This window comes from Moorella sp. E308F (genome assembly GCF_006538365.1).
Lineage (GTDB): Bacteria > Bacillota > DSM-521 > Neomoorellales > Neomoorellaceae > Neomoorella.
On record NZ_BJKN01000002.1, the window covers coordinates 999,106 to 1,025,390 of the forward strand.

Sequence of the window (26,285 nt, forward strand, 5' to 3'; positions counted from 1 at the left end):
GCCATCTTGAGAAATTCCCATCCAGGAAGCCGTTCTAGACGAGGTAATAAACGCTGGGGTGGGTCGCAAGTTCGGGTTTACGCTGAATGGTATAACGGCTGGCCAGTATCTTTCTCGCCTCAGAGTTGGGGTCGTCCAGGTCTCCAAAGATCAGTGCCCCCACCGGGCATGCTTCGACGCACGCCGGCGGTAAGCCGGTGTCAATCCTCTCGACGCAGAAATTGCATTTTTCCACGACACCCTTCTCCCGGGTGGGATATGCCGTGTTTATTTCTTTAATAAAAGGCCGCGGGTCGCTGAAGTTAAAGCTCCTGGCGCCGTAAGGGCAGGCAGCCATGCAGTAGCGGCAGCCTATGCAACGGTGATAATCCATCATAACGATACCGTCCCGGCGTTTAAAGGTTGCCTTTGTGGGGCAGACCCTCACACAGGGCGGGTTTTCACAGTGGTTGCAGAGCACAATAAAGGGTTTGCCTTTGATACTGGCGGTAAGGTACTCATGCTCCTGCTCCGGAAAAGCGTTTTCAAAGGGCTCCGTCCAGATCCACTTGATTTCCTCTTCTTTATTGGCAATATCAGGTATGTTGTGGGCCCTCTGGCAGGCCAGGAAACACTTCCGGCATCCTTCCTGATATTGCGGCCAGCACTTCTGCATATCGATGACCAGGCCCCACTTCTTGCCGGCCGGGGCTTCTGGAGGCGCTATATCATCCGTGTTGTTGCCAGCGAAGCTTTTAACTGCCGGCCAGATGGTGAGCCCCAAGAGACATGCACCACCGGCTTTTAAGAAATTTCTCCTGCTCGTTTCCATCACTTACTCTCCTTTGGCTCGATATGACAGGTCCAGCAGTCGGGTTGCACATCCAGGTAAGTATGGCACTGGTCGCAAAACTGGGCCTTATTGGCATGGCATTGCAGGCAGGTCTTCTCCAGGCTCATCTCGTACTCCTTGCCGTTGTCAGCCACGTAAATCCTTTTGCCGTCCCGCACAACCTGGGTGCGCCAGTCGTCCAGCAACTTCATGTGATTGGCCCGCATGTATTCCGTCCCTTCCACACACTGCTTCTCCGGTAACTCCTGGATGACCGTTGTGTCCAGGCTGGGGGCCGGTGCCGGGGCCTCTTTGCCTGCATTGGCCCAGAAGGGGAAGGTCATCAAAACTATAAACACAATCAGACCGGTAAAAATGTAACGGGAATCATTCACCGCCGTTCTCCTCCTTCCCCTTTACAGGTAAAGGTTCCCCGCGCAAGGTTGTTTCCCTTGCAGTTTCCCCTGTCATTACCAGGGCGTTGCCGACCAGCTCGTGGACGCCGGCAACTGCCACGCCGGGTACCCAGTAGTTCATGAGGGCCGGGAAGACGGCCCGATCAACGGCACAGATGCAGGCCAGCATATTGACGCCGTATTTATCCCGCACATACTTTACTGCGTTGGCCCGGGGGAAACCGCCGCGCATCCTCATTTCCATGTATTCATCGGAATTGAGTCCCGACCCGCTGCCGCAGCAGAAGGTCTGCTCCCGGATGGTATTCTCCGGCATCTCAAAGAAATTCCGGCAGACATTTTTAAGGATATAGCGCGGTTCTTCAAAGAGCCCCATGGCCCGGGCCGGGTTACAGGAGTCATGAAAGGTTACTTTCAGGTGGTCATTGCGGCTGGGATCCAGCTTAATTTTGTTGTGCCTGATAAGGTCAGCCGTAAATTCCACGATATGGACCATCTTGGTTGACCTGGCATTTTCAAACTTAGTTCCGGTTATGGGGGAAACCGGTTCCTCCAGGAAATCGGCCGGACCGTTCATGGTATCCATGTACTGGTTGATGACCCGCCACATGTGGCCGCATTCGCCGCCCAGGATCCATTTCACCCCCAGCCGTTTTGCCTCGGCATACATCTTGGCATTGAGCCTTTTCATCATTTCATGGGAAGTAAACATGCCGAAGTTGCCACCCTCAGATGCGTAGGTGCTGAAGGTGTAGTCAAGGCCGATTTCATGGAAAAGCATCAGGTAACCCATGAGGGTATAGGTACCAGGATCGGCGAAAACGTCGCCCGAAGGTGCAATGAAGAGGATTTCGGCACCTTTGCGGTTGAAAGTCGGTTCCACCCTGATACCGGTGATATTTTCAATTTCGTCGACACAGAACTCAACCATATCTTTAAAAGCGTGGGGTTCAATGCCGACGTGATTTCCCGTCCGGTAGCAGTTGGCTACCGGGGCGGCGATCCAGTCGATATTACATCCCACCAGGTTGAGGAGCTCCCTGGCGATCATGGTGATTTCCGCCGTATCGATGCCGAAAGGGCAAAAAACTGAACAACGGCGGCATTCAGTGCACTGGAAAAAGTAGTAGTACCATTCCTTCAGGACGTCCAGGGTCAGTTCCCTGGCTCCGAAGAGTTTCCCCAGGAGCTTGCCTGCCGTCGTAAAATCCTTGCGATACACCGAGCGGAGCAGTTCGGCCCTCAAGACCGGCATATTCTTGGGGTCCCCGGTGCCGATGAAGAAGTGGCATTTGTCGGCACAGGCGCCGCAGCGCACACAGGCATCCATAAAAATTTGTAAGGAACGGAACCGCCCCAGCCGTTCCCTCAGGCCTTCCAGGATAATTTCCCGCCAGTTTTCCGGGAGTTTCCAATCCTCGTCCTCCGGGGACCATTCCCGGGGGTTGGGGAGGCCGACGGCTTCCAGATTTTTGGGTTTGGCGCCATAAAGGTAGGTGCCGCGCCTGAATTTTACCGGGGTATCCATCCACCCCGTTCGCGGCGGTTTATAATTTATCGCCAGTAGTTCATCAGGTTTCGGTAGCGAGGCCATTTTACCACCTTCTCAATCACGGAAGATTTATATTCAGATTAGCCCTCTGCAGTAACCTGGTGGTTCTGTTTTTAATCTCCTCGACCTTGATTTCCCAGAGCTGCTCCCGGCACTGCATATATATATCGAAGGCAAGGAGTGCCAGCTCTTCAAGACGGGCTTCTAATCCTTCCAAAGAAAGGCCCTTTTCCTGGATTTCACCGGCCAGTTCCTCCTTGAGGACATGCTTTAACTGGAAAATAAAGGCGACGGCCTGAGAAGGAGAAAAGTCCTGGACCGCCCTGATCCTGATAATACTATCAAGATAGTCCCTGACCTTGCCGGCGTCCATCTTTGCAAGGATTTCCTCGTAAAGGCCCTCTAGTCCATGATAGATTGTCGTCCCCACCGGATTGGCGAAAGGATCCTGTTCTTCCCGCAAAAACCGGGCCGTTTCCGCGGGGTAAGAGTTCAGGATTCTTTGATACCACTTTTGTAAAATGGCGCTTTTCCTTTGGGTTAAAATTTCGTGGGTATCTGGCAAAATATTATTTCTGCCGTCTTTCACAAACTCCCCTCAATCCCTTCGTTCACCGGTGCACTACTTTTGGTATTTATAAATTTAGTTCGCTATTTCTCTTAAAATTCCTGCTGCTGGTAGAAATATTTTTTGTACTTATAAAAATGTCTGCTGATGCCGGCCTGTTCCCGTTGACCACTGTACGGTCGCTGGTGTATACTCATTCTAAAACCGGGGTGATGGTTTTGTCCGGTAACAACCGGGAACGCCCGCATTTTGCCTTTTTATCATCCATGAAACTGGGACTTTTGCTTTTATTGCTTCTGGGAGTCCTGGCTTCCCTGGGGAGCTTCCTTCCCCAGGGCCAGCCCGCGGGGTTCTACCGCGCTTATTACGGAGAAGTACCGGGAAGGTTGATTGTCCTCCTGTCCCTGGACCATTTATACCGCAGCTGGTGGTTTATGACCCTCGGGGCACTTCTAGCCGTCAATATCTTGGCCTGCTCTCTGCGGCGGATCAAGAAAGCTCCGGACCTGCGTAGCTGGGGGTCAGTCATGCTGCACTTAAGTATCCTGGTTATCCTGACCGGGGCGGTCATATCCGGCGTTATGGCCCAGCACGCCTATGTCGAAATCGGCACCGGCGACAGCCTCGACCTGACCGCCAGAGGTTTCCCGGGCTACGCCTTAAGAGTTAGGGAATTTAAAATTGAATATTACGAAAACCTCCAGCCCAGGCAATACATTAGCAGCGTCTCCCTTAAAACAGCTGACGGCCAGGAAATTGAGCGGGACATCCAGGTAAACCGTCCTTTAAAATTTAAGGGTTTGAAAATTTACCAGACCAGTTACGGCTGGCTGGCCCGGGGACAGGCCGTTATTAACGGTAAAGCACTACCTTTTGACCTGCCCAGTGGCCGGGGTCTCGACATCGACCCGGGCAAAAATGTAAGGCTGGTCTTTTTCTTTATTCCTGATTTTGATGAACAGGGGGGCAGGTTACATTCACGTTCACCCCTGCCAAATAACCCCAGGCTGGTGGCTATGCTTTTCCAGGATCAACAAGTAAAGGCGAAAGAAGTGCTGGCCGAGAAGGAGACAAAGGCAGTAGGTGGTTATCCCGTTACCTTTTCCGGCTACCGTTATTACACGGGACTTGAGATCAAAAAAGACCCCGGCGTTGGTGTACTTTACGCCGGCTTTTTCATCTTGCTGGTGGGTTTGATTATCAGGTACCTGGTACCGGAAAAGCATGAGAGGTGGCGCTAAGCTATGGAAGCTAATTTCAATCTTCTAACCTATATTTTTTTGCTGGCGGCCGTAATATTAAGCCTGATCACCTTGTGGCGTTCTAATAGATTTACCTCTCCCCTGGCCCAGGCGGCCCTCATCATGTCCTTTGCTTCCCTGACCCTGGCCCTGGTGCTGCGCAGTATTGCCGCCGGGAGGCTCCCCTTTGCTACTTTATATGAATTTGTCCTCCTATTTGCCTGGGGCATACTCCTGTTTTATCTTATCTCTCGCTGGATGATAAAATCAGACCTGCTAACGGTTCTAGTAGCGCTTCTGGAAGTAATTATCCTTTCCTATAGCAACACCTTATCTTCCGGCCCCAGGCCTCTGATGCCAGCCCTGCAGAGTGTCTGGCTGCAGTTTCATGTTCTTACGGCCATCATTGCTTACGGCGCCTTCGGCCTTTCCTTTTGCCTGGGTCTTATTTACCTGCTTAAAGAAAAGGGATACGATGGCATCGGTGAAAGTATCCTGCCTTCCCTGGCGAAGCTCGATAACCTCCTCCACTGGTCGGTAGCAGTAGGATTCCCCTTTATGACCATGGTTCTCATCACAGGGGCCGTCTGGGCCGAAGAGGTCTGGGGCAGGTGGTGGGGCTGGGACCCCAAGGAAACCTGGGCCTTGATTACCTGGCTGATTTATGCCGCTTATCTCCACGCCCGGAAAACATACGGCTGGCGGGGGAAAAGGGCCGCCATTATGGCCATCGTGGGCTTTCTGGCAGTACTCTTCACCTTGTTTGGCGTCTCACTGCTCCTTCCCGGCGCCCACAGCTATGTCTAGCTTCAGGCCAGGCCTTCAAACCTGCGGGCGGCGGCCAGAACCTTCTGGATATAGGCCTGCGTTTCCCGGTAAGGGGGAACGCCGCCGTAGCGTTTAACGGCGCCGGGGCCGGCGTTGTAGGCTGCCAGGGCAAGGGTAAGATCTCCCTGAAAACGGTCCAGCAGCTGCCTTAAGTACCTGGCGCCGCCGTCCAGGTTGGCTTCCGGATTGAATGGATCTGTCACCCCCAGGGCCCTGGCTGTCGCCGGCATGAGCTGCATGAGCCCCATGGCTCCGGCCGGTGATACCGCCTGGGGATTAAAGCCGGACTCCACCGCCACTACCCCCTGGAGCAAGGCTGCCGGCAGGTTGTACCTGGCCGCCACCCGGCTGATGAGGTCCTTAAAGCCAGACGCTGGCGAGCTGCGCTCCCCATGACGAGAGTTATGGGGGGGTACCCCTACTGCCGGTGATTGTCCCTCTTCCAGTTGCGCCAGGAGCATCAGATAAAAAAGTATGTTGAAGCTATCCTTAAGGCTCCCGGTATTACCTGCCGCAGTGGCCTGCATTTTCGCCCAGGCGCCAATCAGCGGCGCTATGGTACTGATATCCATACCTGTCTCCTTTCTACCCGGCACCTGCACACATTATATCATAATCGCCGGCAAGCAGGGATAGTTTATCCTGAAGATGCCGGTTGTTGACGTTAATCTCCGGCATTGTTACAATAAACAAAACGAACCTAAAAAAGACTCATTTTTGGAGGACAAAGAATGCCTATCTACGAATTTCGTTGCCTGGCGTGCGGGAAACTCTTTGAAAAGCATTTTGCCAGCATGCACGAAAAGGTCGAACTTCAGTGTCCAGAATGCCAATCCCAGTCCCTGGAGAGGGTAATCAGCCGCGTTAACTTTATCACCCGTTCGGGAAAGGGTGAGCAAAAACCAAAGCTCACGGCCAAATCCTGCAGCCCTGGCAGCAACTGTATGACCCTGGATATCCCGGGACCTGAAGATTAAGAGCAGGGAAAACGATGGGATGGTAACGTAAATGAAGCGCGAGCTTGCCTTCAAACCGACCTGCCCCTTTTGCGGGTTGCCCGTTGCCAGACCAAAAGAGCAGGTTACCCGCCGGCCGAACGAAATGCCAGTAGGGTCCTGTTCCTGCGGTGCGGTCTATGCCTGCGATGTAACCGGCCACAATCTGGGAGCGGCTTTCATAGAAGCCCTGGTCTTCAGCTGTAACATGGACTGGGATCTGGCCTGGGGCCTGCTTCCGGAAGAAGATTACCTGGAAAAAGTGGTTGAGAACTACGACTATGAAACGCATTTAATCGTTCCCGACGGGTTTTATGAGGGCAGAAGAATCTCCGGTGCCCTCTATTTCATTAAACTGCACCCGGATATCCTCGAGTTTACCCTTCAAGGTGTGCAAAAAAAATTGGCGCGGGCCGCCGCCATTTCCTCTAAAGCATCTATGGCACCCCCGGGCGAAAAGAGGTTCACTAAAAAAGACATCGAAGCCCTGGTAAAGGAATACCAGGTGGAGGCCCTGTTAAAAATAGCCACGTCTGACAGCCGCCTCATCAGGGATCTGCAGCGGCTTCTCTATAGCGGCGATGAGTTGCTGCGCTTGCGGGCCGCCGAAATTTTAGGTAAAGCAGCTGCCATTATTGCACAGAAGGATCCGCAAACCATTGCCAGGCTGCTGCAACGATTATTAACCTCTGTCACAGATCCCGGTGCTTCATGCTGGGGGGCCATCGACGCCGCCGGCGCCATTATCGCCAGCATCCCGGAAACCTTTGCCGGGTACATTCCAGCTCTGTACCAGTTGCTCACTGACACAACCCTTCGGCCCCGGGCCCTGCGGGCCATCAGCAATATTGCCCGGGTAAAACCCGATCTCATCCGCCCGGCCAGCTTGCGCTTTCTCCAGTTTCTCCAGGACCCGGATGCTGAAACCCGGGGCTATACGGCCTGGCTCCTCGGCAACTTAGGCGCGACAGCGGCCAGGGATATGCTGGAGGGCCTCCTTAAGGACGGGCAACCAGTAACCTTTTACGAGAACGGTACCTTGCAAAAAAAGACCGTGGGTCTACTGGCGTCTGAAGCCCTGGCCAGAATGTGATCCGCTTTCACCTTTACGATAGGGTTGCAGTTTTTTGAGAAATTCCGTGTGAACCTCAAACCCGAGTTCAAGGGCCCGGTCAACGTGTTCAATGGCCCTGGCAAAATCCCCGTTTAAATAATAGGCATAGGCAAGATTATTATGCCCCAGGGCAAAATCCGGAGCAATTTCCAGCAACTTGTGGCCGGTGGCGATGGCCTTGTCTATGTCACCCTGCTGGAGATAACAATTGGCCAGGTTATTCCATGCCTGGACGATCCTGGGGTTCAACTCTATGGCCTTTTCCAGGGCAGCAATGGCCTCCTCAGTCCTGCCCATCTGGGAATAAGCAAACCCCAGGTTGGCATAACCACGGGCATACCGCGGCTCGATGGCGATAGCCTTTTCGTTGGCTTCGACTACTTTTTCCAGCTCACCCTTTTGCCAGTAGATGTAGCCCAGGTTTACATAAGCCTCAAACATGCGGCCGCTGCTGGCAATAGCTTCTTCAAAGGCTGCAATTGCCTCATCCCATTTCCCTTGCTGCATATAGGAAACGCCCAGGTTGTAGAGAGCTGTGGCGCAGCCGGGGTTTTCCGCCAGTATTCGCTTTTGCCCGGCTATAAAGGCTTCAAAGTCTTGTGCTTCCGGCATACCTTTCGCCCTTTCTGTATATGGTTAATATTAAAGAGAGGCTGCTGTTTGATCGCTGGCAGCCTCTCCTCTTTGAGGGTCTCCGTTAAAACGTGATGTTTAAGGTTCCTTCTTACTGTTCTTCAGTTATGCCCCTTCCCTTTAAACCATACATGGTGGTGCTACCGGTCGAGAAGTAGATCAATTTTTCTTCGTTAACCAGTTCTGTAGCGGCCTTTTTAATGTCCCTCATTTTAGCGTCCGGGATCTTGGCCTGGACGGCCTTTTCCAGATCCTTGAAATAAAACTTGCTCTTTTTACTGGTCTCGGCATATTCGAGAATGGCCTTTTTGATCTCTTCCATCATTGCTCATAACCCCCTTATCATCAGGTAGGCCTACTCGTTAATACCTCCTGCCGCCTTGGATACTTCCCAGGCCGCCCGGGTATATTTAAACTGAGTGCTGGTCCGGTAAGTATCATAGGCCAGGCGATAATCATCAATCAGATGTTCGGTAAAGGGTAGATCACACTTTTCAAAGAACTTCTCCCAGCCGATCCTTTCCGCCCAGTCGCCAATGCGCTCATACTTTCTGGCTTCAGCGGCATAAACTTCAATGATCTTCTTGACGGTGGCCACCACTTCTGGGAAGCGGGGGAAATTGTTGGGCAGCCAGGGGACGATTACTTTGGAGAACTTGGGTTCGCTGATACGGTTGGATATCTTGCCGCCGGCCAGGACGGCCACGCCATCGCCCAGCTTATCGGCAATGGGCAAAGCGGGGCACATGGTATAGCAGTTGCCGCAGAACATGCAGCGTTCTTCTTTAATCTTAATCGTTTTCCTCCCGTCTTCCGTTTTTCCAGGCGACAGGGCTCCCACGGGACAGGCGGCTATGGCCAGGGGGATTTCGCAGATCGAGTCGATATTATCGTCCACAATGGGCGGTTTGCGATGGATGCCCAGCAGGGCGATATCCGAGCAGTGCACAGCCCCGCACATGTTCAAGCAGCAGGCCACAGATATCCTGACGTGGGCCGGTAAAGTCATCCCGGTAAAGTAGTCCATGAGTTCGTCCATGATAGCCTTGACCATGGAGGAAGCGTCGGTAGCCGGGGTATGGCAGTGAATATAACCCTGGGTATGGACAATATTTGTTACCCCTGCACCCGTACCGCCGATGGGGTATTTGTAACTCCCCGTGATATATTTTCGGCTTAAAAGGTCCTTTTTCAATGCCTCTACCTTTTCATAGCTGGTGACCATGAATTCGATGTTATTGCGGGTGGTGAAACGAACATAGCCGTCACAATATTTATCGGCAATATCGCAGATCTCACGAATATTTTCGGCCGTCATAAAACGGGAGCCACCGCATCTTACGGTAAAAACCTTGTCTCCGGTTTCGGAAACATGGACCATAATGCCCGGCTCTAAGATGTCATGGTAAAGCCATTTACCATAATTCTTTTGAATGACCGGCGGGAAAAACTCCCAGAAGTGCCGGGGGCCAATATCGGTAATCCTGTTTTCCGTCGGTTTCTCCGGATTGTATTTACCAAAACGCTCTTGAGATAACGCCATGTTGCCAACCTCCTTCTATCGTTTATGCCGCAGCCGGTAATCTTTGATATCGCGCTTCCATCCGCCGGGCACGTCTTCTTCCTTCCAGAATATATACGGGTTGGTACGCGGCATTTTAACCATCTGCGGAGCAGCCGGGACGCCGATAACCTCCAGGAACCTGGGCAGCCCTTTACGCTGGATCAGTTCACCCAGACGCTCGCGGTTCTTGCCTTCTTCAATCCACCAGTCCCAGACCTTCTCGAGCAGCTCTTTAATGTTGTCATAGGGTGGCTCGGCTTTCATAAAAGGAACGGTCAATACCGCCAACTGGGCGCCCTCCAGGATCGGCGCCTTGGCCCCAAAGAGGACGCTGACGCCCGTGTCGACGCCGGGCCTTAAAGCCCTGGGCATGACATTGATGCAGTGCATGCAGCGGTTGCATTCCTGGTTATTGATTACCAGCTTGCCGTCCTCCATGGCCATACAGCCGGTCGGACAGAGGTCAATAACTTCCTTCTGGATATCGAACTTTCCCCAGTCGCGACCGCTGTGGGCGCCGCCGTTGGGCTGAATTTCACCCCTGATATAAGCCTGGACTGCTTCCTGGTCGATGCGGATGTTGTCCCGCCAGGTACCAATCAAGGCCATGTCAGAACGGGCGATGGAAGCCACACAGCCGTTGGGACAGCCATCAATCTTGATCTTGAATTTATATGGGAAAGCCGGACGGTGCAGCTCATCCTGGTAATGGGTGGTCAGCTCATAGCACAAATTCTGGGTATCGATGCAGGCGAATTCGCAGCGGGCTTTGCCGATACAGCAGGAAGGCGTGCGCAGATTCGAGCCCGAGCCGCCGAGATCCTGGTCCAGTTCATGAGTCAGGTCGTAAAAGAGGGGTTCTAACTGTTCGGTGGTGGTACCCAGCAGGATGATGTCACCGGTGGACCCGTGCATATTAAAAATACCGCTGCCGCGGAATTCCCAGAGATCGCAAAGGGCTCGTAAAAAGTCAGTTTTATAAAATTTGCTGGCCGGTTGATTGACGCGTAAGGTATGGAAATGGGCGACGGAAGGATATTTTTCGGGAACATCGGAGTAGCGCCCGATAACGCCGCCACCATAACCAAAAACGCCTACAATGCCGCCGTGTTTCCAGTGGGTTTCCCCGTCTACAAAAGATAATTCCAATTGACCAAGCAAGTCGTCCACTACGTCCTGGTCAATCATCATACGATCTTTAGGGAGTTTCTTGCGGCGCAGGGCTTCCCGTTTAGCGTCGGTGACAAAGCTGGGCCACGGCCCCTTCTCCAGCTCTTCTAACATAGGAATGTCATGTTTGATTTTGAAATCCTTAAGCTCTTCTTCCGAGTAGTTATGCAGTTCTTCGTCCGTATAGATGCGTAACTCTTCATATTTCAGTTCTTTTTGTGGCTGCTTTGGTTTAAAATCCATTAGCAATACCCCCTTTATTGGTTTGTTTTAATCCGTGCCCGCTGCGGGAGCCAGGTTTTAAGTAGGGACAATACTAATTGGCAGGGATCTAACTTCGCCTCCTTCCTGGCAATGCATTTGATAGAACTCGAGGGGGCAAAGTGTTAATTATATCGTTAGCGTTCCCCGGCCGAGACTGCAAAGAATAGTTAACACAATCCCAAGTCTATTTTTAAAATGCCTTTTTGGGCGTTTTTACACCAGGAAAGGATACTCCTCCCGTCGCACCTTTGCCCCTTTCTTCGCAAGAATGCTAAACTCCTATCTGGCCGAAGGAACCATTTTTGCTATTTATAAATTTAGTTCGCTATTTCTCTTAAAATTCCTGCTGCCGGCCGAAATTTTTTCTTCATTCCTAACTAGAAGCAAAAAAGGCAGGCTAAAAGCCTGCCGCCAGGTATTAACCTGCTACAGCTGGTAAGTATAGAGGTTAGTTCGGTTTTAGTCATGACCACTTTCCTATTTATCACCCGGGCTGAGGAGGGTTACTGGTCCCGGCGATTAGGTTATTACCCATGACGATACAGGTCATGGCAAGACTGTTATCTGGCCCGGCCCGGCTTCCACTTCCCCGATAATCCCGGCCGCCGTGACGCCGCGCTCCATTAAAGCCGCCATCAGGTCCCCCGCCTTATCTGCAGCTACGGCAATTAACAACCCGCCTGATGTCTGGGGATCGTAGAGAATGTCCTGAAGTGCTTCCGGTACGCCGGGAGCTATCCTTACATCCTTTTCAACATAATGGCGGTTATTATAGGCACCGCCCGGCACCAGTCCCATCGCGGCAAATTCCCTGGCCTGCGGTAAGACCGGGATGGCATGAGCATGGAAAACCAGGTTAACACGGCTCCCCCGGGCCATTTCCATGCCATGTCCCAGGAGGCCAAAACCGGTAATATCGGTGCAGGCGTGGACCCCGACAGCCACCATGGCCGCCGCAGCTTCCCGGTTCAGGGTGGCCATCCAGCGGCTGACCTCTTGCGCCACTTCCGGTGTTGCCATTTCCGCTTTAATGGCGGTAGTAATAATTCCTGTACCCAGGGGCTTGGTGAGAATTAGTTTATCCCCCGGCCGGGCACCACAGTTGGTAACTATCCTGTCGGGGTGGACAACGCCGGTTACAGCCAGCCCGTACTTGGGTTCCTCATCGTCGATGCTGTGGCCGCCTACCAGGACGGCCCCGGCCTCCAACACCTTGTCGGCCCCGCCCCGCAGGATCTCCGCCAGGACGGCAATATCCACCTTCTTGCTGGGGAAGGCTACGATATTCATGGCCGTAAGGGGTGTACCGCCCATGGCATAGACGTCGCTCAGAGCATTGGCCGCAGCTATCTGGCCGTAGAGATAAGGGTCGTCGACAATGGGTGTAAAAAAGTCAATGGTCTGGATAATGGCAAGGTCGCCCGTTAAGCGGTAAACGCCGGCGTCGTCAACGCTATTCATTCCCACCAGGAGGTTGGGATCATCCATCACTGGCAGGTACTGCAGTACTTGATTCAGGGTCCCCGGACCCATTTTGGCCGCTCACCCGGAACTGCAGGAAAGCTGGGTCAACTTGGGATTTTCTATCCTGGGGCTCAACCCGCAAGCTTTATCAGCTTGTCCCATTATTTCGCCCTCCTTTCTTCTCTTATTTTATCAGCTTTCAGACGTGCCATGTATGACAAAAAGGCATAATAAAAAGGCCCTTATGGGCGCAGTAAGGTGAACGTAGTCAAGGTCAGGGGGAAAGCAAATACACCTATGCTCTAGAACCTTTTTTCCGAATCAGGTAGCTGTAATAATCGTCTCTTATTTCTTTCCTGACAATAGTATGCCCGGCCTGCTGGCACCAGGCTGGTAAATCGAATTCCGAGGCCAGATCATCTACCCATACTTCCAGCATGTCCCCGGGTTTAAGTTTTTGCATTTGTTTGGCCGTGGCCATCAACGGGCCGGTACAGTTCATACCCCGGCAATCAAGTACTTTCCGGGCCACTAAGACTCTTCCTCCCGTGAGTTGCCCTGCAGGAGCCTGATGAGGTTGAGCACAAGATTGCGCTCTTCTTCTGTACTACGGCTCAAAAAGCGACGTATTTCTTGATACTGGTCTTCGGCAGCCGTACTTAAAGGACGCCGGTTTTCGTTCAATGAATGTAGGAAATCAAGGAGACCCCGGATCTCCACTTCGCCCCAGTCGGCCAGGGCGCGGACAACTTCCTGGAGAACCGGGCGTCGCAGGGCCTCCCGGACGTCGGCCGGCAGGCGATAACCTAGGTATAAATCTTCCTCTTCTTCTTCCATGAGGAAATAGCAGGTTGATACTCCCAGGGCTTCGGCCAGGCTGCTTAAAGTTGCCAGGGAGGGCTGAATGCGGTCCGTCTCGATCTGGCCGATAAGGCTGTGGGAAATGCCTATCTGCTGGGCCAGTTCCTTCTGGGTCAGGCCCATCTTTTCCCGCAGGCGCTTTAATTTATTACCCAGGGTATCCTCCTGGCTGGAACGCAAAAGGGAACTGGGTGAAACCTCCAGGACGGCAGCCAGTTTCTCTAAAGTTTTTAAAGAGGCTGTCGAACGCGAGCGCTCGATCTCGCTGATATGGGCCAGGGAGACGCCGGACCGGCGGCTTAATTCGCTCAAGGTTATCCCTTTCTGCTCTCGCAGGCGCCTTAGCCTGGCCCCCACGGTATTTTTATCCTTATTCCCATTTTCCTCTGTAAAGTAACTAATATCAACATCGAAAATACCGGCTACTTCTGTCAGGGTGGCCATGGAGAGACGCCTGGTCCCCTTTTCTACCTCGGCCATACAGTCCGGGGCAATATCCAGCCGGTCGGCCAACTCTTCCAAGGATATGCCCCGCTCTTCCCTTAACTTCTTTAACCTTTCCCCTATCGTCATCCAAATGCTCCTCCTTATTTCCCTCGCAATGCTACCGTTTATTTTTCTTTTTACCTGCTACCTGCTGCCAGGCCTACCAGATTGGCGGCCCACTCGGGGTGGGTGGGAGCATAGAGATGGTTGTATCCGGCCAGGACCCTGTTATAAAGGATGCCGTCCACCCGGCCGTCAATACCAAAGCCGCGCTGGACCCGGTAAAGGAAACCCACGGCCTGGCGGTCCAAATTTATTACCCGGGAATGATGGAACTCATGACCTTTAATGATGCTGCCCCGGCTAAAGAAGGGATTTTCCCCTTCCACCAGCATTGTTGTGTAGCCATGTCCCTGAGGCCGGGAGGACATGGTAACATCAAAGGGTAATGCGCCGCTCATTTCATACCAGCGCCCCTGGTAATTAAGACGCCTGGCCAGGTACATCAGCCCGCCACACTCGGCATACACGGGCATTCCTTCGGCTATGGCCCTTTTTACTGCCTGGCGCAGAGATACGTTGGCCTCCAGCCGGGCGGCAAAAATTTCGGGAAACCCGCCCCCTATATACAGCCCTTCAATGCTCGGGAGCTTTTCATCCTCCAGGCTATTTACAGGCACCACTTCCGCGCCGGCCTGCTCCAGGGCCTCCAGGTTTTCCGGATAATAAAAGGTAAAGGCGCGGTCGCGAAAAATACCCAGGCGTACCCGCCGTAAAGGCGGCTGCTGCCGCTCCGGGCCGGGAGGTAGGTCCGGAACCTGGCTGGCAATGGCCAGTAGGGCGTCCAGGTCAACGTTTGCAGCTATGGCCGCCCCTGTAGCCGCCAAAGCGGCATGGATGCTCTCGTTTTCTGCGGCCGGTATCAGCCCCAGGTGGCGGTCAGGAATAACAAAATCCCTTTTTTTAGATAGGGCTCCCAACACGGGTAAGCCGGTATAGTGTTCAATGGAGCGCCGCAACATGTCTTCATGACGGGGGCGGGCTACCTGGTTTAAAATAACACCCGCTATTTTTACCCGGGGATCAAAATTTTGAAAACCTTGTACCATGGCTGCCGCACTCCTGGTCATGCGGGCGGCATCGATAACTAAAACAACCGGGCATCTAAGGGTACGGGCAATGGCCGCCGTGCTGTTGCTCCCTTCCAGGTCCAGGCCGTCAAAGAGCCCCATAGCCCCTTCTATTAACCCCAGGTCGGCCTCCCGGCAGCTGACGCTGAAATGTTGCTCCAGCTTTTCCGGCGGGAGAAAATATAAATCCAGGTTGCGGCAGGGACGGCCAGCGGCCAGGGTCAGCCAGCTCGGGTCGATGAAATCCGGCCCTTTTTTAAAGGGCTGCACCACCAGACCCCTTTGCCGCAAAGCAACAATTAACCCCAGGGTAATGGTTGTTTTTCCTGAGCGCCCGTGAGGCGCTGCTATTACCAGGCGCACGCCTCCCTTACCTCCCCCTAATAGCGAAAATGCAGGTCGCGGCGGAAATTTGTTTGGGGGAACCGTTTGTCTCCCAGTTCCTCGACTGCATCGGCGCCAATGGTTTCCAAAAATTTACTCCAACCTATACGTTCTATAAACCCGGCCAGCCTTTCGCCCGGTTTTCCTGCCCGGCGCCAGTAGTTGATGATGTCCTCAATACGATCAATAATGGCACTATATTCCAGGGGCCGGGCCGGTATCCGGGAAAAAACGACAGCCGCCATTTCGGGCCCCCTGTAGCCATTGCCGCCATGACCTCCTACAGCAATGGCCACGTAGCTTCTTTTCTTCAAAATAATGCCTTCTGGGGCCACCTGGACACAGGAAGTGCAACGCACGCAACGATCAGCATCAATGGTTACCAGAGTTCCCTTCTCAGCTTGCCAGGCCCGGATGGCTCCCGTAGGACACCAGGATATTAGGAGGCCAATGTCGATATTGGCGGCCAGGAAGCGTGCCTCATCAACTTCGGGTACGGATTCATACAGGCCTAAAATACCAATATCGGCTTCCACACCGCCGCCGCACTGGTTGGGACAACCACCAATAGAAATCTTTAAAGGAGCAGGCAGTTCTTGTTGGAAAAAGTCCCGGTAAAAGTGATCAGTTATAGCCTTGGCTATACTGGGGGCATCAACGGCGGCATTCTGGCAATGGACAAAGGAGGTACAGCATTTTACCTGGTGCAGGGACTTGCCCGTACCTCCTGCTGGGAAGCCGGCGGCTCGCAATTCGGCCAGGAATTTTTCCAGTTTTTCGGGCCTGACACCTACAAACTCAAATCCCTGGCGGCTCGTCCGGCGGCCGGTTAAAGCATACTCCCGGATCCAGCGCGCCAGCTGCCGCAAGGTGGTAGCGCTTAAGAGACCATTGGGGGGCAACAGGATGCGTACCGTTAACAGGGCGCTGCCATCTGCCGCCAGGTGACGGATAACGCCTGGTTGTAACATTTCATGCCACACCCAGCTGCCCTGGCGGGCCAGCAACCCGGCGGGTATTTCCCGGCGGTAGTCGGGCATGATGCCGGCCGGCAGATCAGGTGCGTTCACCCCGTCAGCCTCCTTTAGTTCGTAGTTTAAAATCCATTTCTTCTGGGACTTAAAAGGATCTGGGGCTCAGCCTTCAGTCCCAGTTCCTTGATAACCCAGAGGGGACCCACACGGGAGATAAAATCACCTACCCGTTCTTTCTTCCGGGCATTATCGGCCCAGAGTTCCAGGAAGGCACCAAAGAGATCGCCAATGGTTGTATAATCGTCATCCTTGATAGGGATAAAGGGCACTAGGACATAACCCACCATAGGACCTTGGGGACCCCGGTGACCATACTTACCCCCTGCCACCCAGGCCACACCTCGTTCCCGGCCGGGACGGATGGCCGGGCAGAGGTTGATGCAAACCATACAATGCCAGCATTTGTCCGGGTCTATCGCCAGGGTGGAGCCCGTCCATCTCAAGGCTCCCGCCGGGCAGGCCGAAAGTAGCCCGGTCAAGTCACCACCGGCCTCCTGCCAGGTAGCCAGGACTTCGCTGTTTATTTGCGGCAAATCACGGTACACGCCAATAAAGGAGTGGTCCTTTTGCATCATGGCCCGGATGCAGTCATTGGGGCAACCTGCCACTCCACTTTTCACCTTTTGAGGGTAACCAGGGTATTGCTGTTCATCAATAAAACGCTGTCCCAGGTAGGTTGCCAGGGCCGGAGCATCAACCAGGGCCATATCGCACCTGGCCGGGCCGCAGCAGGCTGTTAAGCAGCGCAGATCATTGCCAGTAGAACCGACATCCAGGCCGGCAGCGTTCAATTCCCCGACCATGGGAACCATTTGTTCTCTTGTGGTATAAATTTCAATGGTACCGCCGCTGGTAAAGTGGATAAGGCCTTTACCGTAGGTTTCCGCACAAGCAGCTAATTTTTCCAAAGTCTCCGCCGATAGCCACCCTCCTGCCGGCTGCAGGATGCGAAGATAGGCCGATTCCTCAATTATATCCGGCCGGCTACTGTTACGTACCCCTACACCGGAAGGTAATTCCGGTATGTTAATGTACCCGCCATGGCCGAAAGCAGATTCCCCTGTGGCAAGACCGTGTTCATACATGGCCAGTGGATAGTGACTAGTGCTTAATTCCCGGACATGGCTGGGGGAACACCCGTTTAAAAGCTGGCGGCAAAAGGGAAACTCCTGGCTGACCTCGGGCAAAATTTAACACTCCTTTGGCATGGGCAGGCCGGTAATCTGGCTGATTTCGCCAATGGGATTACCCGGGAAAAGTTTATAAATCTGCTTTTTATCCAGGCCGCTCAGTTTAATCAGGTTACGCAAGGTACAGATGGTTCGATGCTGATCATAATACTCATAGCTAATAGCGATCAATTTCCAATGGTCTTCATTTAAAATAATACCCCTCTCCCTGGCCCGGGCAGCAATTTCTCTTTTTTTATCGTCTGGCGGCAGCACCTTCTACCATCCTCCCCGGATTGATATAAAGGCCAGCACTGGCGCGCTGGCCTTCTCTGATTATGCTTGCTTTACACGCAACCGGTCGGCTTGGGCAAACCGGCAATCTTACAGGCCCCTTTGGCCGGGCCGCTGGGGAAGAGATCGTAGATCTCTTTCAGGCTGAAACCTGTTTCTTTGCAAAGCTTGCGGATCATGGGGGCAATGCCAAACTGCTGGTAATACTGGCGCAGGTAGTTAACTACCTTCCAGTGGTTCTCAGTCAGCTCGGTTACCCCTTCGGTTTCGGCCAGGGCTTTGGCTACGGCCTCATTCCACTTGCTGGGATCGGCAATGAAACCGTCCTCATCAACTTCAATTTCGATGCCACCAACATTAATTGCTGGCATGGCCAACACCTCCTGCTAGATTTTATTATACCTGTACCTTTGTATTTAGGCTACAGGCTAATAACCCCATGTTTGTAAGAAAAACGGCAGGTTTTAACGCACCAGGGCGTTGGCGACCAGTTCGCTAACGCCGGCGAAACGTACCGGCAGCTGATAGTAATTGATGATCTCGCGAAACTGGCCCTTGCAGTTGGAACAGGCCAGGGCGATGATACTGGCCCCTGAAGCCTTTAGCTGCTCGGCCTTGAGCTTGCCGTAGGTTTCCATACGGAATTTGCGGAAATCACCCTTTTCCATGATAGCAAAACCGCTGCCGCCACCGCAGCAAATACTCATTTCCCTGTTGGGCGTCAGTTCACGAAAATCCTTGCAGCACGCTTTAAGGATCCGCCGCGGCTCTTCATACATCCCCCCCAGGCGGCCCAGCTTGCAAGAATCATGGTAGGTAACTGGTTCCGGGTTTTTCTCCGGATCAACCTTAATCCGCCCTTCCCGGATCCATTCATCTTCCAGCTCCAGGATGCTCTTGACCTCAAAGGGCCTTTCCTCTGGAGGAATGAGCCTTAACATTAAATACTTCAGCGCTTCAAAGGCATGGCCGCACTCGCCCACCACCAGGGTCTTTATACCCAGTTTCTTTGCTGTTTCTACATGGGCTTTAACAATTGTAGTAAACTCCGCATCGCTATAGAATACTCCATAATTAACCGCATCGTTAACACCTTTCGCCGGTGAATTTAAGGTCCAGTCAACGCCGGCGGCATCCATAACCTCAGCCGCACCCATAACCGTCTCGGCAAAGGCCAGATAGTCACCGGCATTATGCATGAGCAGATATTCGGCGCCCTCTTTATCAACGGGTATTTTAACTTTATAACCCTTTGTATCCTCAATTTCTTCCTCAAGAAATTCAATCATATCCAAAAAGGCGTTGGCCGGTGTACCGGTGGCATTACCGAACTTTATCTGTTTCTGGGTCCCGTTTTTCTTGAGCTCGTCAGGAGCAATATCAATAGCGTCAAAGATCTTTCTGGCCTCCCGGACAATCACGCCGTTATCAATGGCTACCGGGCAGACGTAGGCACAGCGCCGGCAAATGGTGCAGCGGTAAACGTTTTCGGCCATGGCATTGAGCTTTTCTTCCGTCAAGTCCTCCGCTCCTACTAATCCGGGAAAAAGCCTGCCAGGCAGGGTAAAGTAACGCTTGTAGACCTTGCGCAACATATCGGAACGGTAAACCGGATGGTAGATATCTTTCTTCCCACTGGCCAGATAAACCGGGCAGACCTCGGCGCAGGTGCCACACTTCATGCAGGTATCCAGGGATAAAGTATAGGGCAACCAAAAGGTCCAGTTATCCCTTTGTTGGAGGGATTTCTTCATGGCCTGCAGGAATTTTTCTACCCGCGGCTCGTCAGGTCGCAGAGTTTCATCGGAAAGTACCCGGTAGTCGTCAAAAACTTTACGCATTATTCCACTTCACCCCACTTAACCTTATGATAGGTAAAATACTTGACGGCAAAGTGAGCCATACGGGTAAAGGGGAGGTAGATCATAAAAAGCCACAACAATAATAGAAAGACAAGATAGCTTCCCGGCAAGGGTAAGTGGGGTTTGAAGGTTAATAAGCTGATAAAATAATTCCTGAAAGCAAAATCACCTAGTGCACCACTGGCCAGAGCAGCAAGGGCTAGCAGGAAGATAAAAAGCAGGTTCAAGTATTCCACCGGCGTTGATATCTGACGCAGTCCGGGAACAAATAACCGGAATAAAAACAACAGGCAGGAACCGGTCAGGGTCAATATACCGCCTGCCACACCAAGATAAATGGCGACTGGCGCCCCCACCAGCAGGAAAAACAGCCAGAAAACTACTGCGTAAATACCCCAGTGCATCACCAGGGAAGGAAACCACAATTTAAGGTTATGGTGGAAAAGGCTGCGAAGGGTGAAAACCTCTGCCAAAAGCTCGCTTAGTTGACCCCCGAGGGTATGCGGGTAAGGAAAAAGTTCCCAGTGCAGGTTTACCGGAGCTTTAAGCCAGCAGGTTACTTTATAACCCAGGCCAAAAACCAGGGTGGCGACAGCTATATACGGTAAAAAACCTCCGATGAATGATTGCCAGAAATCCATAAACTGCCCTCCTTAAAAATCTTGCTACCCTGCATGTCTACGTTCACGCAAGTACGACTATGATATTTATAAAACTACGTTAGTTATTATGCTATTTATTTCGCTATTGAGGGCAGTTTTCCTGCTGCCGGCAAAAAAATTTTTGGTATTTATAAAAAGAGCTCAAGGCCCCGGCATTCCCGGACCTTGAGCTTAAATTTTTTTCCAATTACCAGATAGATCTAATCTACCCTTAGACAATGGTATGGCTTATCCACAAAAGAACTAGTAACAAGACAATCCCTAAACCAAGGCTGTAAGAGATTAGCCTTTTTTCAATCGGCATTAAATCGAACCATTCTTCTTCCTGTTGCATCAAGCGTTCCTGTTCGGCCATTTCTGTTACCTCCTTTTCAGGGCTATGCTTATGCTACGGTCGGGGGAGTTATACCGTGGAAGAAAAGCCAGGAAATCACGAGACCAATCCAGATAATAAAGCCAAACAGGCAAACAACATACACTACAGCCAGCTTGCCCATACCTTCTTCCCGCAGTTTCCTGAAATTAGACATTAAGCCGATGGTGAAGAACGTCAGGGCGAAGAAAATACCGCGGAAAGCGTCCGCCTGGCCGACCCCAGCCTTTAACAGTTTTAACGTATCGCCGCTAGCGCTGGCGCCGATAAGCAGGACGATGATAAAGAGCCCCGCGTAACCCAGGACGAATTTCGGGAACCGCAGCCAGATTTCGCCTGCGTTCACCTTTTCGCCTTCACGCCGGTCAATCTTGACAGACCATACAATTGCCAGGATAAAGGCCCAAATGGCAATAAAAATATCGATGAAGACCTTTACCGTAGTGGTGGTCATCAGCATCCAGCCTTCCTGCCACTTGGTCCCCAGCACGCTAATAGCTTTGCTCCTGATAAGTGCATCCACCATGGCACCGCTTGCCGCCGCTGCGCCGTCCGTCTTAACGGCCAGGCCCATCCAGGCGCCGGCTACCATGGGTTCCTTGTAGAGCCAGGCCTGGGCGGCAAAGGGCAGGATGATGAGCTCAACGACTGCAAAAATAATGACCAGGGAAGAAACAATAATGGGGACTACCGGGCGGGCCTTAATGGCGCCACCGGTGGCAATAGCAGCGGAAACACCGCAGATGGAAATACCTGATGCCAAGGGGGCGGCCCATTCGGGGGTAAACTTAAAGTATTTCCTGGCGATAAAGTAAACCAAGGGCCAATAAATCAGGTAGGCTTCGATGATGGCGCAGAGCCCCCGGAAAACCACCTGGGCTGCCAGCCCGGTTGATTGCAGGGCAGCAAGCCCAATTTTGGCGCCAAGAATAACGATCGCCGTTTTAATATACCATTCAGGTTTGGTAGCTTCTTGAAGAAATCTTGTAAATCCCGGGAAGAAGTTGCCAATGATTAACCCAACAATTAGTGCCACAATAAAACCTGCTTCACCGGTCAATCTTAATGCCCAGCCAATTTTATACTTCTCGAATTGGTCCGGTGTTGCGGCAATGTAAGCATAATGGCCAATTATCCAACAAACATACGTAATCCAAAAGATAATGGTGAACCCTGCAATGAAGCGCCTAACATTGCCCCCCATTGCTGAAATGCCGATGCTCAGGACAATAGTTAAAAATAGATAAGTAAGAATCAATGAGGCAAAACCGGAAAGACCTTTAGCTGCCACAGGCGTGAGGGCTTTGGAGAAATCTAGCCAGACATTTGTTTTGACGACCCAACCAAGCACATCGGAGCCAGTTAATTTTAGTAGTCCCAGTAAAAAGATAAACAACCCAAGCCATACTGCCCACCAGTCTTCGCTTTTTAAAAGTGGGGAGCGCGCCCCTTTAGCCTCTTGAGACATCTTATTCCCCCCTAAAAAATTGTTTTCTTTAATCTGTTTGCAATAATCCACCCCTTGCTTTCCTTAGCTCCTTATGTATCACCTCCTAGCGCTCATTCTCACCTTCACTTATTCTTGCTTTCACCCCCCTCCACGCGTTAACAAGACCATCTTTAAAAGAGAAAACAATACCTCTTGTGTTATAAATTATATTTATCTATTGCAAAGTAATATACTAAAACTTAACACCTACAATAGTCTTATTATGTAGATCATCCTTGTTCTAACATTCTCTTTATCATTAGCTATTATTAAATTATATTTCGCCAGCATTGAGCATTTTCCTGCTGGCAGAAAAGATTTTTTAAGTTAAAAATAAAAAAAGAGCACCCACTGAATTCGGGTGCCAGTAATAACGAACAGCCGCCGCTATTCTCCCCAGGAGATATTACCGTCGTTTTTGATATAATAAGCCAGGCGCTGGAGGTCCAGGTTATAGTCAGCGTTGTAGACCAGTACATCTTCCGGGACGCTCAAAGTAATGGGCGCGTAACTGAGAATGCCCTTAATACCGCATTTAACCAGTTCATGGGCCACTTTCTGGGCTTCTTCTGCCGGTACGGCCAGCATGGCGATTTTTATCCCATACTCTTTAATAACCCCCGGCATATCCTCCATGGGGCTCACTTGCCGTCCCCCGACCTTCTTGCCGATTTTCTCCGGGTCCCGGTCAAAGACGCCTACCAGGTTAAAATGCCGGCCATATTTCCGGTTGTGCTCAGCCAGGGCCATACCCAGTTTACCAGCCCCGACCAGGATAAAGGGCCACTCCTTGTCCAGACCGAGGATGCGAGCGATTGCTTCTTTCAGGTAGGTTACGTTATAACCCACGCCGCGTTTACCCAGCTCGCCAAACCAGGCCAGGTCTTTACGGATTACCGAAGGGTCGACTCCCACCCTGACTCCCAGTACCTGGGAAGAAATTTCTTCTATCCCGTGCTCTTCAATTAAATTGAGGCAACGGTAATAAAGGGGTAAACGGTCAATAGTTGACCGAGGTATTTTAATCCGAAAAGGCATTGTCTCCTCCCTCGCTTTTCTTCATCTGGGGTTGATTATAGCATTAATTACCTGGCCTGGTAGCGGGCTACTGCCTGGTTGTGTTCGGCCAGGGTACGACTAAAATAATGGGAACCGTCCGGTTTAGCGACAAAGTATAGATAATCTGTTTTAGCCGGTTTTAAGGCCGCAAGGAGCGAGGCCCGGCCCGGATTGGCAATGGGTCCTGGCGGCAGGCCATTAACCCGGTAGGTATTATAAGGGGAATCGATCTCCAGGTCCCGGTAAGTAAGTACGGGCTTGGGTTCAGGTAATAAATATTGTACCGTGGGATCTGCCTCCAGGCGCATACCCCGTTTGAGGCGGTTAACATATACACCAGCAATGATAGGCCGTTCAGCATCAACCCTGGCTTCCTTTTCTACGATGGAAGCCAAAGTAACGATCTGCCTGGTATTTAAGTCCAGGGCCGGGTCTTTCTCCTGGCTAATTTCCTGGTAAACCTCGTTAAAGCGTTTGAGCATCATCAGCACTATCTCCTCTGGCGGCGTCCCCATGGCTACCCGGTAGGTGTCAGGAAACAAAAAACCCTGGACGTGTTCCGGGCCAGAAGGCAAGCCATGCAAAAAATCAAAGGGATAATCCCGAGCTGCAGCCTGCAGGAAATCCTCCTTCCGGGCCAAACCTTTCTGCTGTAGCAAGGAGGCTATTTGCCGTACAGTATATCCTTCGGGAATGGTAAATTCAATCTCCTGGACCTTGCCCGCAGCCAGCAGCCGGATGATTTCCGGCAGGGAAAGGCCGGGGGATATTAAATAGTAACCTGGTTTTAGGTGCGTGTCCAGGCCGGTAGCCATGGTTACCAACCGGAAGGCCAGTGGGCTCTTGATTATCCCCAGGCTGGTAAGAGTGCTGGCGATGGTGGCCGAACTTGATCCTGGCGCAATGTATACCTCTATGGCCGGGGCGCCGGGCTGCACCGGGGCCAGCAGGGTCATGAAAAAATACCCGCTCCCGCCCAGGAACAAAATAATTAGCACCAGGGAAAAAATTAACCGGCGGCGCCAGGTCTGCCAGAAAGCTAGATTATAGCTTGTTTCCAGCTCTTCCCCCATAATAGCCCTTTTTTCTCTCCCTAATTATTTTTTTCATTATATCAAGATCCGGTGAAATGCACAACAGTTTCCTCTGGTTGCCCGCGGCGGACGACCCGTGGTAGCGGAGGGTATAAATCCTGGGAGACAACCTCTTGCCGCCCTTCTTTTCCCTGCTGGTGGAGAATCCTGATAACCCTGGTCCGGAAACCCGATTTTCCTTCCTGTTTAACTTCCACCTTTTCGGGGGGCCAGTTGGGGACTATTTCCACTTCTTCCGGTGGGGGGATTTTTTCAATTACCTGGCTCACCACCTCAGCGGCAGGGGCTTCCTCGGCGGCATAAAAGGTCATTGTCAGCTTATCATTATCCACCCGGGCCTTCAACCAGTACCAGAAGGGAGTATCATTGCGGATTTTAAGATCAATCAGGCCATAGGCGACGGTGGCATCCCGCCCCGGCGGCACATAACCTATGGCCAGACCATGGGGCTGGCGCTCGACGACGGTTAACCCGGCAGCCAGGGCGGCATTATAAAGGGTTGACGACACCTGGCAGACACCACCGCCAATGCCGGGTACAAAGTTACGATCTTCAATAACCAGGGCTTCCCGGTAGCCACGTTCTATGGTCCGCGGCCCCACTGCCTGGTTAAAGGAGAACTCGCCCCCCGGCGGTATCCAGGTACCATCCAGCGTGCTGGACGCCAGCCGGATGTTGTGGGTACGGCCGGTATCGGATGGATTAAAAACGGTAGTAAAAGACCCGGTTGCTTTTTCAATTTTCCGGGCTGCCAGTGCATCTGTAGTCAGTTGTGGTTCAACACGGTTCAAGGGAATGTCGATTACTTCTCCCCGTGATCGCTCTGCCAGGCGTCTCATGAAGGTCATGGTATCCACTTGCCAGCCGGCCTGCCCGGGTATTAAGTAGGGTTTACCGTTACTATCTATTTCCAGGCGCGCATCTACTGGCTCTTTCAAGATATCAGTGCCCAGGCGCTTTAATTCTGCCAGGAGTCGCTCCTGTTCCCACTGATATACCGGCTCCAGCCGGCGCCGGTTTGATGCGAAAACAGACAGGCGTTGCTTTAAATTTCCGGTCCGGCCCATGGCCCAGGCCCGGGACAGGGTAGCCTCAATATCAATTTTCATCCCCAGGGTCCGGGGAGTAGTTGTTACCAACCTTTCGCCCAGGCGCAATTTAATTTCCCGGTCCAGAATTTCCGTAGCCATCTCCATTATTTTTAAACGGGCAGCACCCGGCGTCATCCCTCCGATTGGCCAGCCGGCTACGGTTACGCCCGGGAAAATGCGGCCGGAAAAATACATTCCCCTTACGGTCAGGCCGGCCGCTCCCAGCAGAAAAATTAAAAATGCTGCCAGTTTCCACCTGACCATGGGCCCACTTCCCGTAAACACTTTTAAAACATAATATGCTTCCTGCCGACTGGAGATACAAAGTAAATTTAAGGCAAAGCCCGCCAGTCTTCCTGGCGGGCTTTTTAGCTTCCCTATTCCTCTCCTTCGTCCACGGCATCTGCCCAGGCCTCAGCCACGCGTTGCCATTCATCTTCATCCTCAATCTCATAGAGGACCTCGTTGCCATCTTCATCCAAACCGATTTTTAGCACAATAGCTTCTGCTGCCTCGGTATCACTGGTTCCCACTGGTAACAGGATGGCATACTCGTCATCTTCGACATTGAGGATATCTACGACAACAAACTCATGCTCCTGCCCTTCATCATCTGTCAGGACGATGGTGTTTTCCTGGTCGGCCATGTCCTCACTCCTTTTTCCAGGATAGGCCTA

29 protein-coding genes are annotated in these 26,285 nt (G+C 52.2%); 4 read left to right on the forward strand and 25 right to left on the reverse strand.

Annotated elements, in window-relative coordinates; translation table 11 throughout:
• Positions 1 to 34: 34 nt before the first annotated feature.
• The 4 genes from dsrO to E308F_RS11515 are packed head-to-tail and all read right to left on the reverse strand — an operon-like array spanning position 35 to position 3,368.
• Positions 35 to 811, reverse strand: coding sequence for a sulfate reduction electron transfer complex DsrMKJOP subunit DsrO (dsrO, locus tag E308F_RS16740; RefSeq protein ID WP_141265031.1), 777 nt, complete (start codon positions 809 to 811; stop codon positions 35 to 37).
• Entirely contained in the window at positions 811 to 1,206 is a 396-nt protein-coding gene (gene dsrJ, locus E308F_RS11505) for a sulfate reduction electron transfer complex DsrMKJOP subunit DsrJ (RefSeq protein ID WP_172613579.1), read from the reverse strand. The genes dsrO and dsrJ overlap by 1 nt, the downstream gene beginning before the upstream one ends.
• Positions 1,199 to 2,821, reverse strand: coding sequence for a sulfate reduction electron transfer complex DsrMKJOP subunit DsrK (dsrK, locus tag E308F_RS11510; RefSeq protein WP_141265032.1), 1,623 nt, complete (start codon positions 2,819 to 2,821; stop codon positions 1,199 to 1,201). The genes dsrJ and dsrK overlap by 8 nt, the downstream gene beginning before the upstream one ends.
• Before the next feature lie 16 nt (positions 2,822 to 2,837).
• Entirely contained in the window at positions 2,838 to 3,368 is a 531-nt protein-coding gene (locus E308F_RS11515) for an RsbRD N-terminal domain-containing protein (RefSeq protein WP_216364523.1), read from the reverse strand.
• Positions 3,369 to 3,484: 116 nt separating this feature from the next.
• Between E308F_RS11515 and E308F_RS11520 the strand changes: the two genes are divergently transcribed.
• Positions 3,485 to 4,588 carry a cytochrome c biogenesis protein ResB gene (locus E308F_RS11520; RefSeq protein WP_141265033.1) on the forward strand — a complete coding sequence of 368 codons (1,104 nt, stop codon included), beginning with the start codon at positions 3,485 to 3,487 and terminating at the stop codon, positions 4,586 to 4,588.
• A gap of 3 nt (positions 4,589 to 4,591) precedes the next feature.
• Positions 4,592 to 5,395 carry a c-type cytochrome biogenesis protein CcsB gene (gene ccsB, locus E308F_RS11525; protein ID WP_141265034.1) on the forward strand — a complete coding sequence of 268 codons (804 nt, stop codon included), beginning with the start codon at positions 4,592 to 4,594 and terminating at the stop codon, positions 5,393 to 5,395.
• 2 nt (positions 5,396 to 5,397) lie between these two features.
• Here ccsB and E308F_RS11530 read toward each other — a convergent pair whose 3' ends face one another.
• Entirely contained in the window at positions 5,398 to 6,012 is a 615-nt protein-coding gene (locus tag E308F_RS11530; protein ID WP_253256470.1) for a lytic transglycosylase domain-containing protein, read from the reverse strand.
• A gap of 135 nt (positions 6,013 to 6,147) precedes the next feature.
• Between E308F_RS11530 and E308F_RS11535 the strand changes: the two genes are divergently transcribed.
• Positions 6,148 to 6,393 (forward strand): FmdB family zinc ribbon protein, encoded by a 246-nt coding sequence (locus E308F_RS11535; protein WP_141265036.1) that lies wholly within the window; start codon positions 6,148 to 6,150, stop codon positions 6,391 to 6,393.
• 31 nt (positions 6,394 to 6,424) lie between these two features.
• Positions 6,425 to 7,504 carry a DVU0298 family protein gene (locus E308F_RS11540; protein ID WP_141265037.1) on the forward strand — a complete coding sequence of 360 codons (1,080 nt, stop codon included), beginning with the start codon at positions 6,425 to 6,427 and terminating at the stop codon, positions 7,502 to 7,504.
• Here E308F_RS11540 and E308F_RS11545 read toward each other — a convergent pair.
• The 20 genes from E308F_RS11545 to E308F_RS11635 form a co-directional block, all read right to left on the reverse strand.
• Positions 7,472 to 8,137 (reverse strand): tetratricopeptide repeat protein, encoded by a 666-nt coding sequence (locus E308F_RS11545; protein WP_141265038.1) that lies wholly within the window; start codon positions 8,135 to 8,137, stop codon positions 7,472 to 7,474. The two genes, E308F_RS11540 and E308F_RS11545, sit on opposite strands and share 33 nt — an antisense overlap.
• Before the next feature lie 112 nt (positions 8,138 to 8,249).
• Positions 8,250 to 8,480: a dissimilatory sulfite reductase D family protein gene (locus E308F_RS11550; RefSeq protein WP_172613721.1), complete on the reverse strand. Its 231-nt coding sequence runs from the start codon at positions 8,478 to 8,480 to the stop codon at positions 8,250 to 8,252.
• 33 nt (positions 8,481 to 8,513) lie between these two features.
• Entirely contained in the window at positions 8,514 to 9,701 is a 1,188-nt protein-coding gene (gene dsrB / locus E308F_RS11555; protein WP_141265040.1) for a dissimilatory-type sulfite reductase subunit beta, read from the reverse strand.
• 15 nt (positions 9,702 to 9,716) lie between these two features.
• Positions 9,717 to 11,135: a dissimilatory-type sulfite reductase subunit alpha gene (dsrA, locus tag E308F_RS11560; RefSeq protein ID WP_141265041.1), complete on the reverse strand. Its 1,419-nt coding sequence runs from the start codon at positions 11,133 to 11,135 to the stop codon at positions 9,717 to 9,719.
• A gap of 567 nt (positions 11,136 to 11,702) precedes the next feature.
• Positions 11,703 to 12,743, reverse strand: a complete 1,041-nt coding sequence (selD, locus tag E308F_RS11565) for a selenide, water dikinase SelD (RefSeq protein ID WP_216363945.1) — start codon at positions 12,741 to 12,743, stop codon at positions 11,703 to 11,705.
• A 172-nt stretch (positions 12,744 to 12,915) separates the two neighbouring features.
• The gene (locus tag E308F_RS11570) at positions 12,916 to 13,152 is read right to left on the reverse strand and encodes a sulfurtransferase TusA family protein (RefSeq protein WP_141265043.1); all 237 of its coding nucleotides are present in this window, start codon (positions 13,150 to 13,152) and stop codon (positions 12,916 to 12,918) included.
• Complete coding sequence (locus E308F_RS11575; RefSeq protein ID WP_141265044.1) at positions 13,152 to 14,054, reverse strand: helix-turn-helix domain-containing protein; 903 nt, start codon at positions 14,052 to 14,054, stop codon at positions 13,152 to 13,154. The genes E308F_RS11570 and E308F_RS11575 overlap by 1 nt, the downstream gene beginning before the upstream one ends.
• A 50-nt stretch (positions 14,055 to 14,104) precedes the next feature.
• Positions 14,105 to 15,460 carry a cobyrinate a,c-diamide synthase gene (locus tag E308F_RS11580; RefSeq protein ID WP_141265045.1) on the reverse strand — a complete coding sequence of 452 codons (1,356 nt, stop codon included), beginning with the start codon at positions 15,458 to 15,460 and terminating at the stop codon, positions 14,105 to 14,107.
• Positions 15,461 to 15,477: 17 nt separating this feature from the next.
• Positions 15,478 to 16,551: a hypothetical protein gene (locus tag E308F_RS11585; protein WP_172613578.1), complete on the reverse strand. Its 1,074-nt coding sequence runs from the start codon at positions 16,549 to 16,551 to the stop codon at positions 15,478 to 15,480.
• 26 nt (positions 16,552 to 16,577) lie between these two features.
• Entirely contained in the window at positions 16,578 to 17,702 is a 1,125-nt protein-coding gene (locus tag E308F_RS11590) for a 4Fe-4S dicluster domain-containing protein (RefSeq protein WP_172613577.1), read from the reverse strand.
• A 3-nt stretch (positions 17,703 to 17,705) separates the two neighbouring features.
• Complete coding sequence (locus E308F_RS11595; RefSeq protein WP_141265046.1) at positions 17,706 to 17,960, reverse strand: TusE/DsrC/DsvC family sulfur relay protein; 255 nt, start codon at positions 17,958 to 17,960, stop codon at positions 17,706 to 17,708.
• Positions 17,961 to 18,031: 71 nt separating this feature from the next.
• The gene (locus tag E308F_RS11600) at positions 18,032 to 18,349 is read right to left on the reverse strand and encodes a TusE/DsrC/DsvC family sulfur relay protein (protein ID WP_141265047.1); all 318 of its coding nucleotides are present in this window, start codon (positions 18,347 to 18,349) and stop codon (positions 18,032 to 18,034) included.
• 93 nt (positions 18,350 to 18,442) lie between these two features.
• Positions 18,443 to 19,819: a (Fe-S)-binding protein gene (locus E308F_RS11605; RefSeq protein ID WP_141265048.1), complete on the reverse strand. Its 1,377-nt coding sequence runs from the start codon at positions 19,817 to 19,819 to the stop codon at positions 18,443 to 18,445.
• Positions 19,819 to 20,481 (reverse strand): respiratory nitrate reductase subunit gamma, encoded by a 663-nt coding sequence (locus E308F_RS11610; RefSeq protein ID WP_141265049.1) that lies wholly within the window; start codon positions 20,479 to 20,481, stop codon positions 19,819 to 19,821. The genes E308F_RS11605 and E308F_RS11610 overlap by 1 nt, the downstream gene beginning before the upstream one ends.
• A gap of 232 nt (positions 20,482 to 20,713) precedes the next feature.
• Entirely contained in the window at positions 20,714 to 20,857 is a 144-nt protein-coding gene (locus tag E308F_RS15920) for a hypothetical protein (RefSeq protein ID WP_172613917.1), read from the reverse strand.
• A gap of 28 nt (positions 20,858 to 20,885) precedes the next feature.
• Positions 20,886 to 22,343: a YeiH family protein gene (locus E308F_RS11615; RefSeq protein ID WP_141265050.1), complete on the reverse strand. Its 1,458-nt coding sequence runs from the start codon at positions 22,341 to 22,343 to the stop codon at positions 20,886 to 20,888.
• Positions 22,344 to 22,751: 408 nt separating this feature from the next.
• Entirely contained in the window at positions 22,752 to 23,402 is a 651-nt protein-coding gene (locus E308F_RS11620) for a redox-sensing transcriptional repressor Rex (RefSeq protein ID WP_141265051.1), read from the reverse strand.
• Between the two features lie 47 nt (positions 23,403 to 23,449).
• Positions 23,450 to 24,496: an endolytic transglycosylase MltG gene (gene mltG, locus E308F_RS11625; RefSeq protein WP_141265052.1), complete on the reverse strand. Its 1,047-nt coding sequence runs from the start codon at positions 24,494 to 24,496 to the stop codon at positions 23,450 to 23,452.
• Positions 24,497 to 24,537: 41 nt separating this feature from the next.
• The gene (locus E308F_RS11630; protein ID WP_141265053.1) at positions 24,538 to 25,872 is read right to left on the reverse strand and encodes a VanW family protein; all 1,335 of its coding nucleotides are present in this window, start codon (positions 25,870 to 25,872) and stop codon (positions 24,538 to 24,540) included.
• Between the two features lie 113 nt (positions 25,873 to 25,985).
• On the reverse strand, positions 25,986 to 26,255 hold the full coding sequence (locus E308F_RS11635; protein WP_141265054.1) for a DUF1292 domain-containing protein: 270 nt from the start codon (positions 26,253 to 26,255) through the stop codon (positions 25,986 to 25,988).
• Between the last annotated feature and the right edge of the window lie 30 nt (positions 26,256 to 26,285).

What these genes read in the sequence shown, in the direction of transcription:
- dsrO (WP_141265031.1), bottom strand. Translation starts at nt 811, where the DNA reads ATGGAAACGAGCAGGAGAAATTTCTTAAAAGCCGGTGGTGCATGTCTC.
- dsrK (WP_141265032.1), bottom strand. Translation starts at nt 2,821, where the DNA reads ATGGCCTCGCTACCGAAACCTGATGAACTACTGGCGATAAATTATAAA.
- E308F_RS11520 (WP_141265033.1), top strand. Translation starts at nt 3,485, where the DNA reads ATGTCTGCTGATGCCGGCCTGTTCCCGTTGACCACTGTACGGTCGCTG.
- ccsB (WP_141265034.1), top strand. Translation starts at nt 4,592, where the DNA reads ATGGAAGCTAATTTCAATCTTCTAACCTATATTTTTTTGCTGGCGGCC.
- E308F_RS11535 (WP_141265036.1), top strand. Translation starts at nt 6,148, where the DNA reads ATGCCTATCTACGAATTTCGTTGCCTGGCGTGCGGGAAACTCTTTGAA.
- E308F_RS11540 (WP_141265037.1), top strand. Translation starts at nt 6,425, where the DNA reads ATGAAGCGCGAGCTTGCCTTCAAACCGACCTGCCCCTTTTGCGGGTTG.
- E308F_RS11545 (WP_141265038.1), bottom strand. Translation starts at nt 8,137, where the DNA reads ATGCCGGAAGCACAAGACTTTGAAGCCTTTATAGCCGGGCAAAAGCGA.
- E308F_RS11550 (WP_172613721.1), bottom strand. Translation starts at nt 8,480, where the DNA reads ATGGAAGAGATCAAAAAGGCCATTCTCGAATATGCCGAGACCAGTAAA.
- dsrB (WP_141265040.1), bottom strand. Translation starts at nt 9,701, where the DNA reads ATGGCGTTATCTCAAGAGCGTTTTGGTAAATACAATCCGGAGAAACCG.
- dsrA (WP_141265041.1), bottom strand. Translation starts at nt 11,135, where the DNA reads ATGGATTTTAAACCAAAGCAGCCACAAAAAGAACTGAAATATGAAGAG.
- E308F_RS11575 (WP_141265044.1), bottom strand. Translation starts at nt 14,054, where the DNA reads ATGACGATAGGGGAAAGGTTAAAGAAGTTAAGGGAAGAGCGGGGCATA.
- E308F_RS11600 (WP_141265047.1), bottom strand. Translation starts at nt 18,349, where the DNA reads ATGCCAGCAATTAATGTTGGTGGCATCGAAATTGAAGTTGATGAGGAC.
- E308F_RS11605 (WP_141265048.1), bottom strand. Translation starts at nt 19,819, where the DNA reads ATGCGTAAAGTTTTTGACGACTACCGGGTACTTTCCGATGAAACTCTG.
- E308F_RS11610 (WP_141265049.1), bottom strand. Translation starts at nt 20,481, where the DNA reads ATGGATTTCTGGCAATCATTCATCGGAGGTTTTTTACCGTATATAGCT.
- E308F_RS15920 (WP_172613917.1), bottom strand. Translation starts at nt 20,857, where the DNA reads ATGGCCGAACAGGAACGCTTGATGCAACAGGAAGAAGAATGGTTCGAT.
- E308F_RS11615 (WP_141265050.1), bottom strand. Translation starts at nt 22,343, where the DNA reads ATGTCTCAAGAGGCTAAAGGGGCGCGCTCCCCACTTTTAAAAAGCGAA.
- E308F_RS11620 (WP_141265051.1), bottom strand. Translation starts at nt 23,402, where the DNA reads ATGCCTTTTCGGATTAAAATACCTCGGTCAACTATTGACCGTTTACCC.
- mltG (WP_141265052.1), bottom strand. Translation starts at nt 24,496, where the DNA reads ATGGGGGAAGAGCTGGAAACAAGCTATAATCTAGCTTTCTGGCAGACC.
- E308F_RS11630 (WP_141265053.1), bottom strand. Translation starts at nt 25,872, where the DNA reads ATGGTCAGGTGGAAACTGGCAGCATTTTTAATTTTTCTGCTGGGAGCG.
- E308F_RS11635 (WP_141265054.1), bottom strand. Translation starts at nt 26,255, where the DNA reads ATGGCCGACCAGGAAAACACCATCGTCCTGACAGATGATGAAGGGCAG.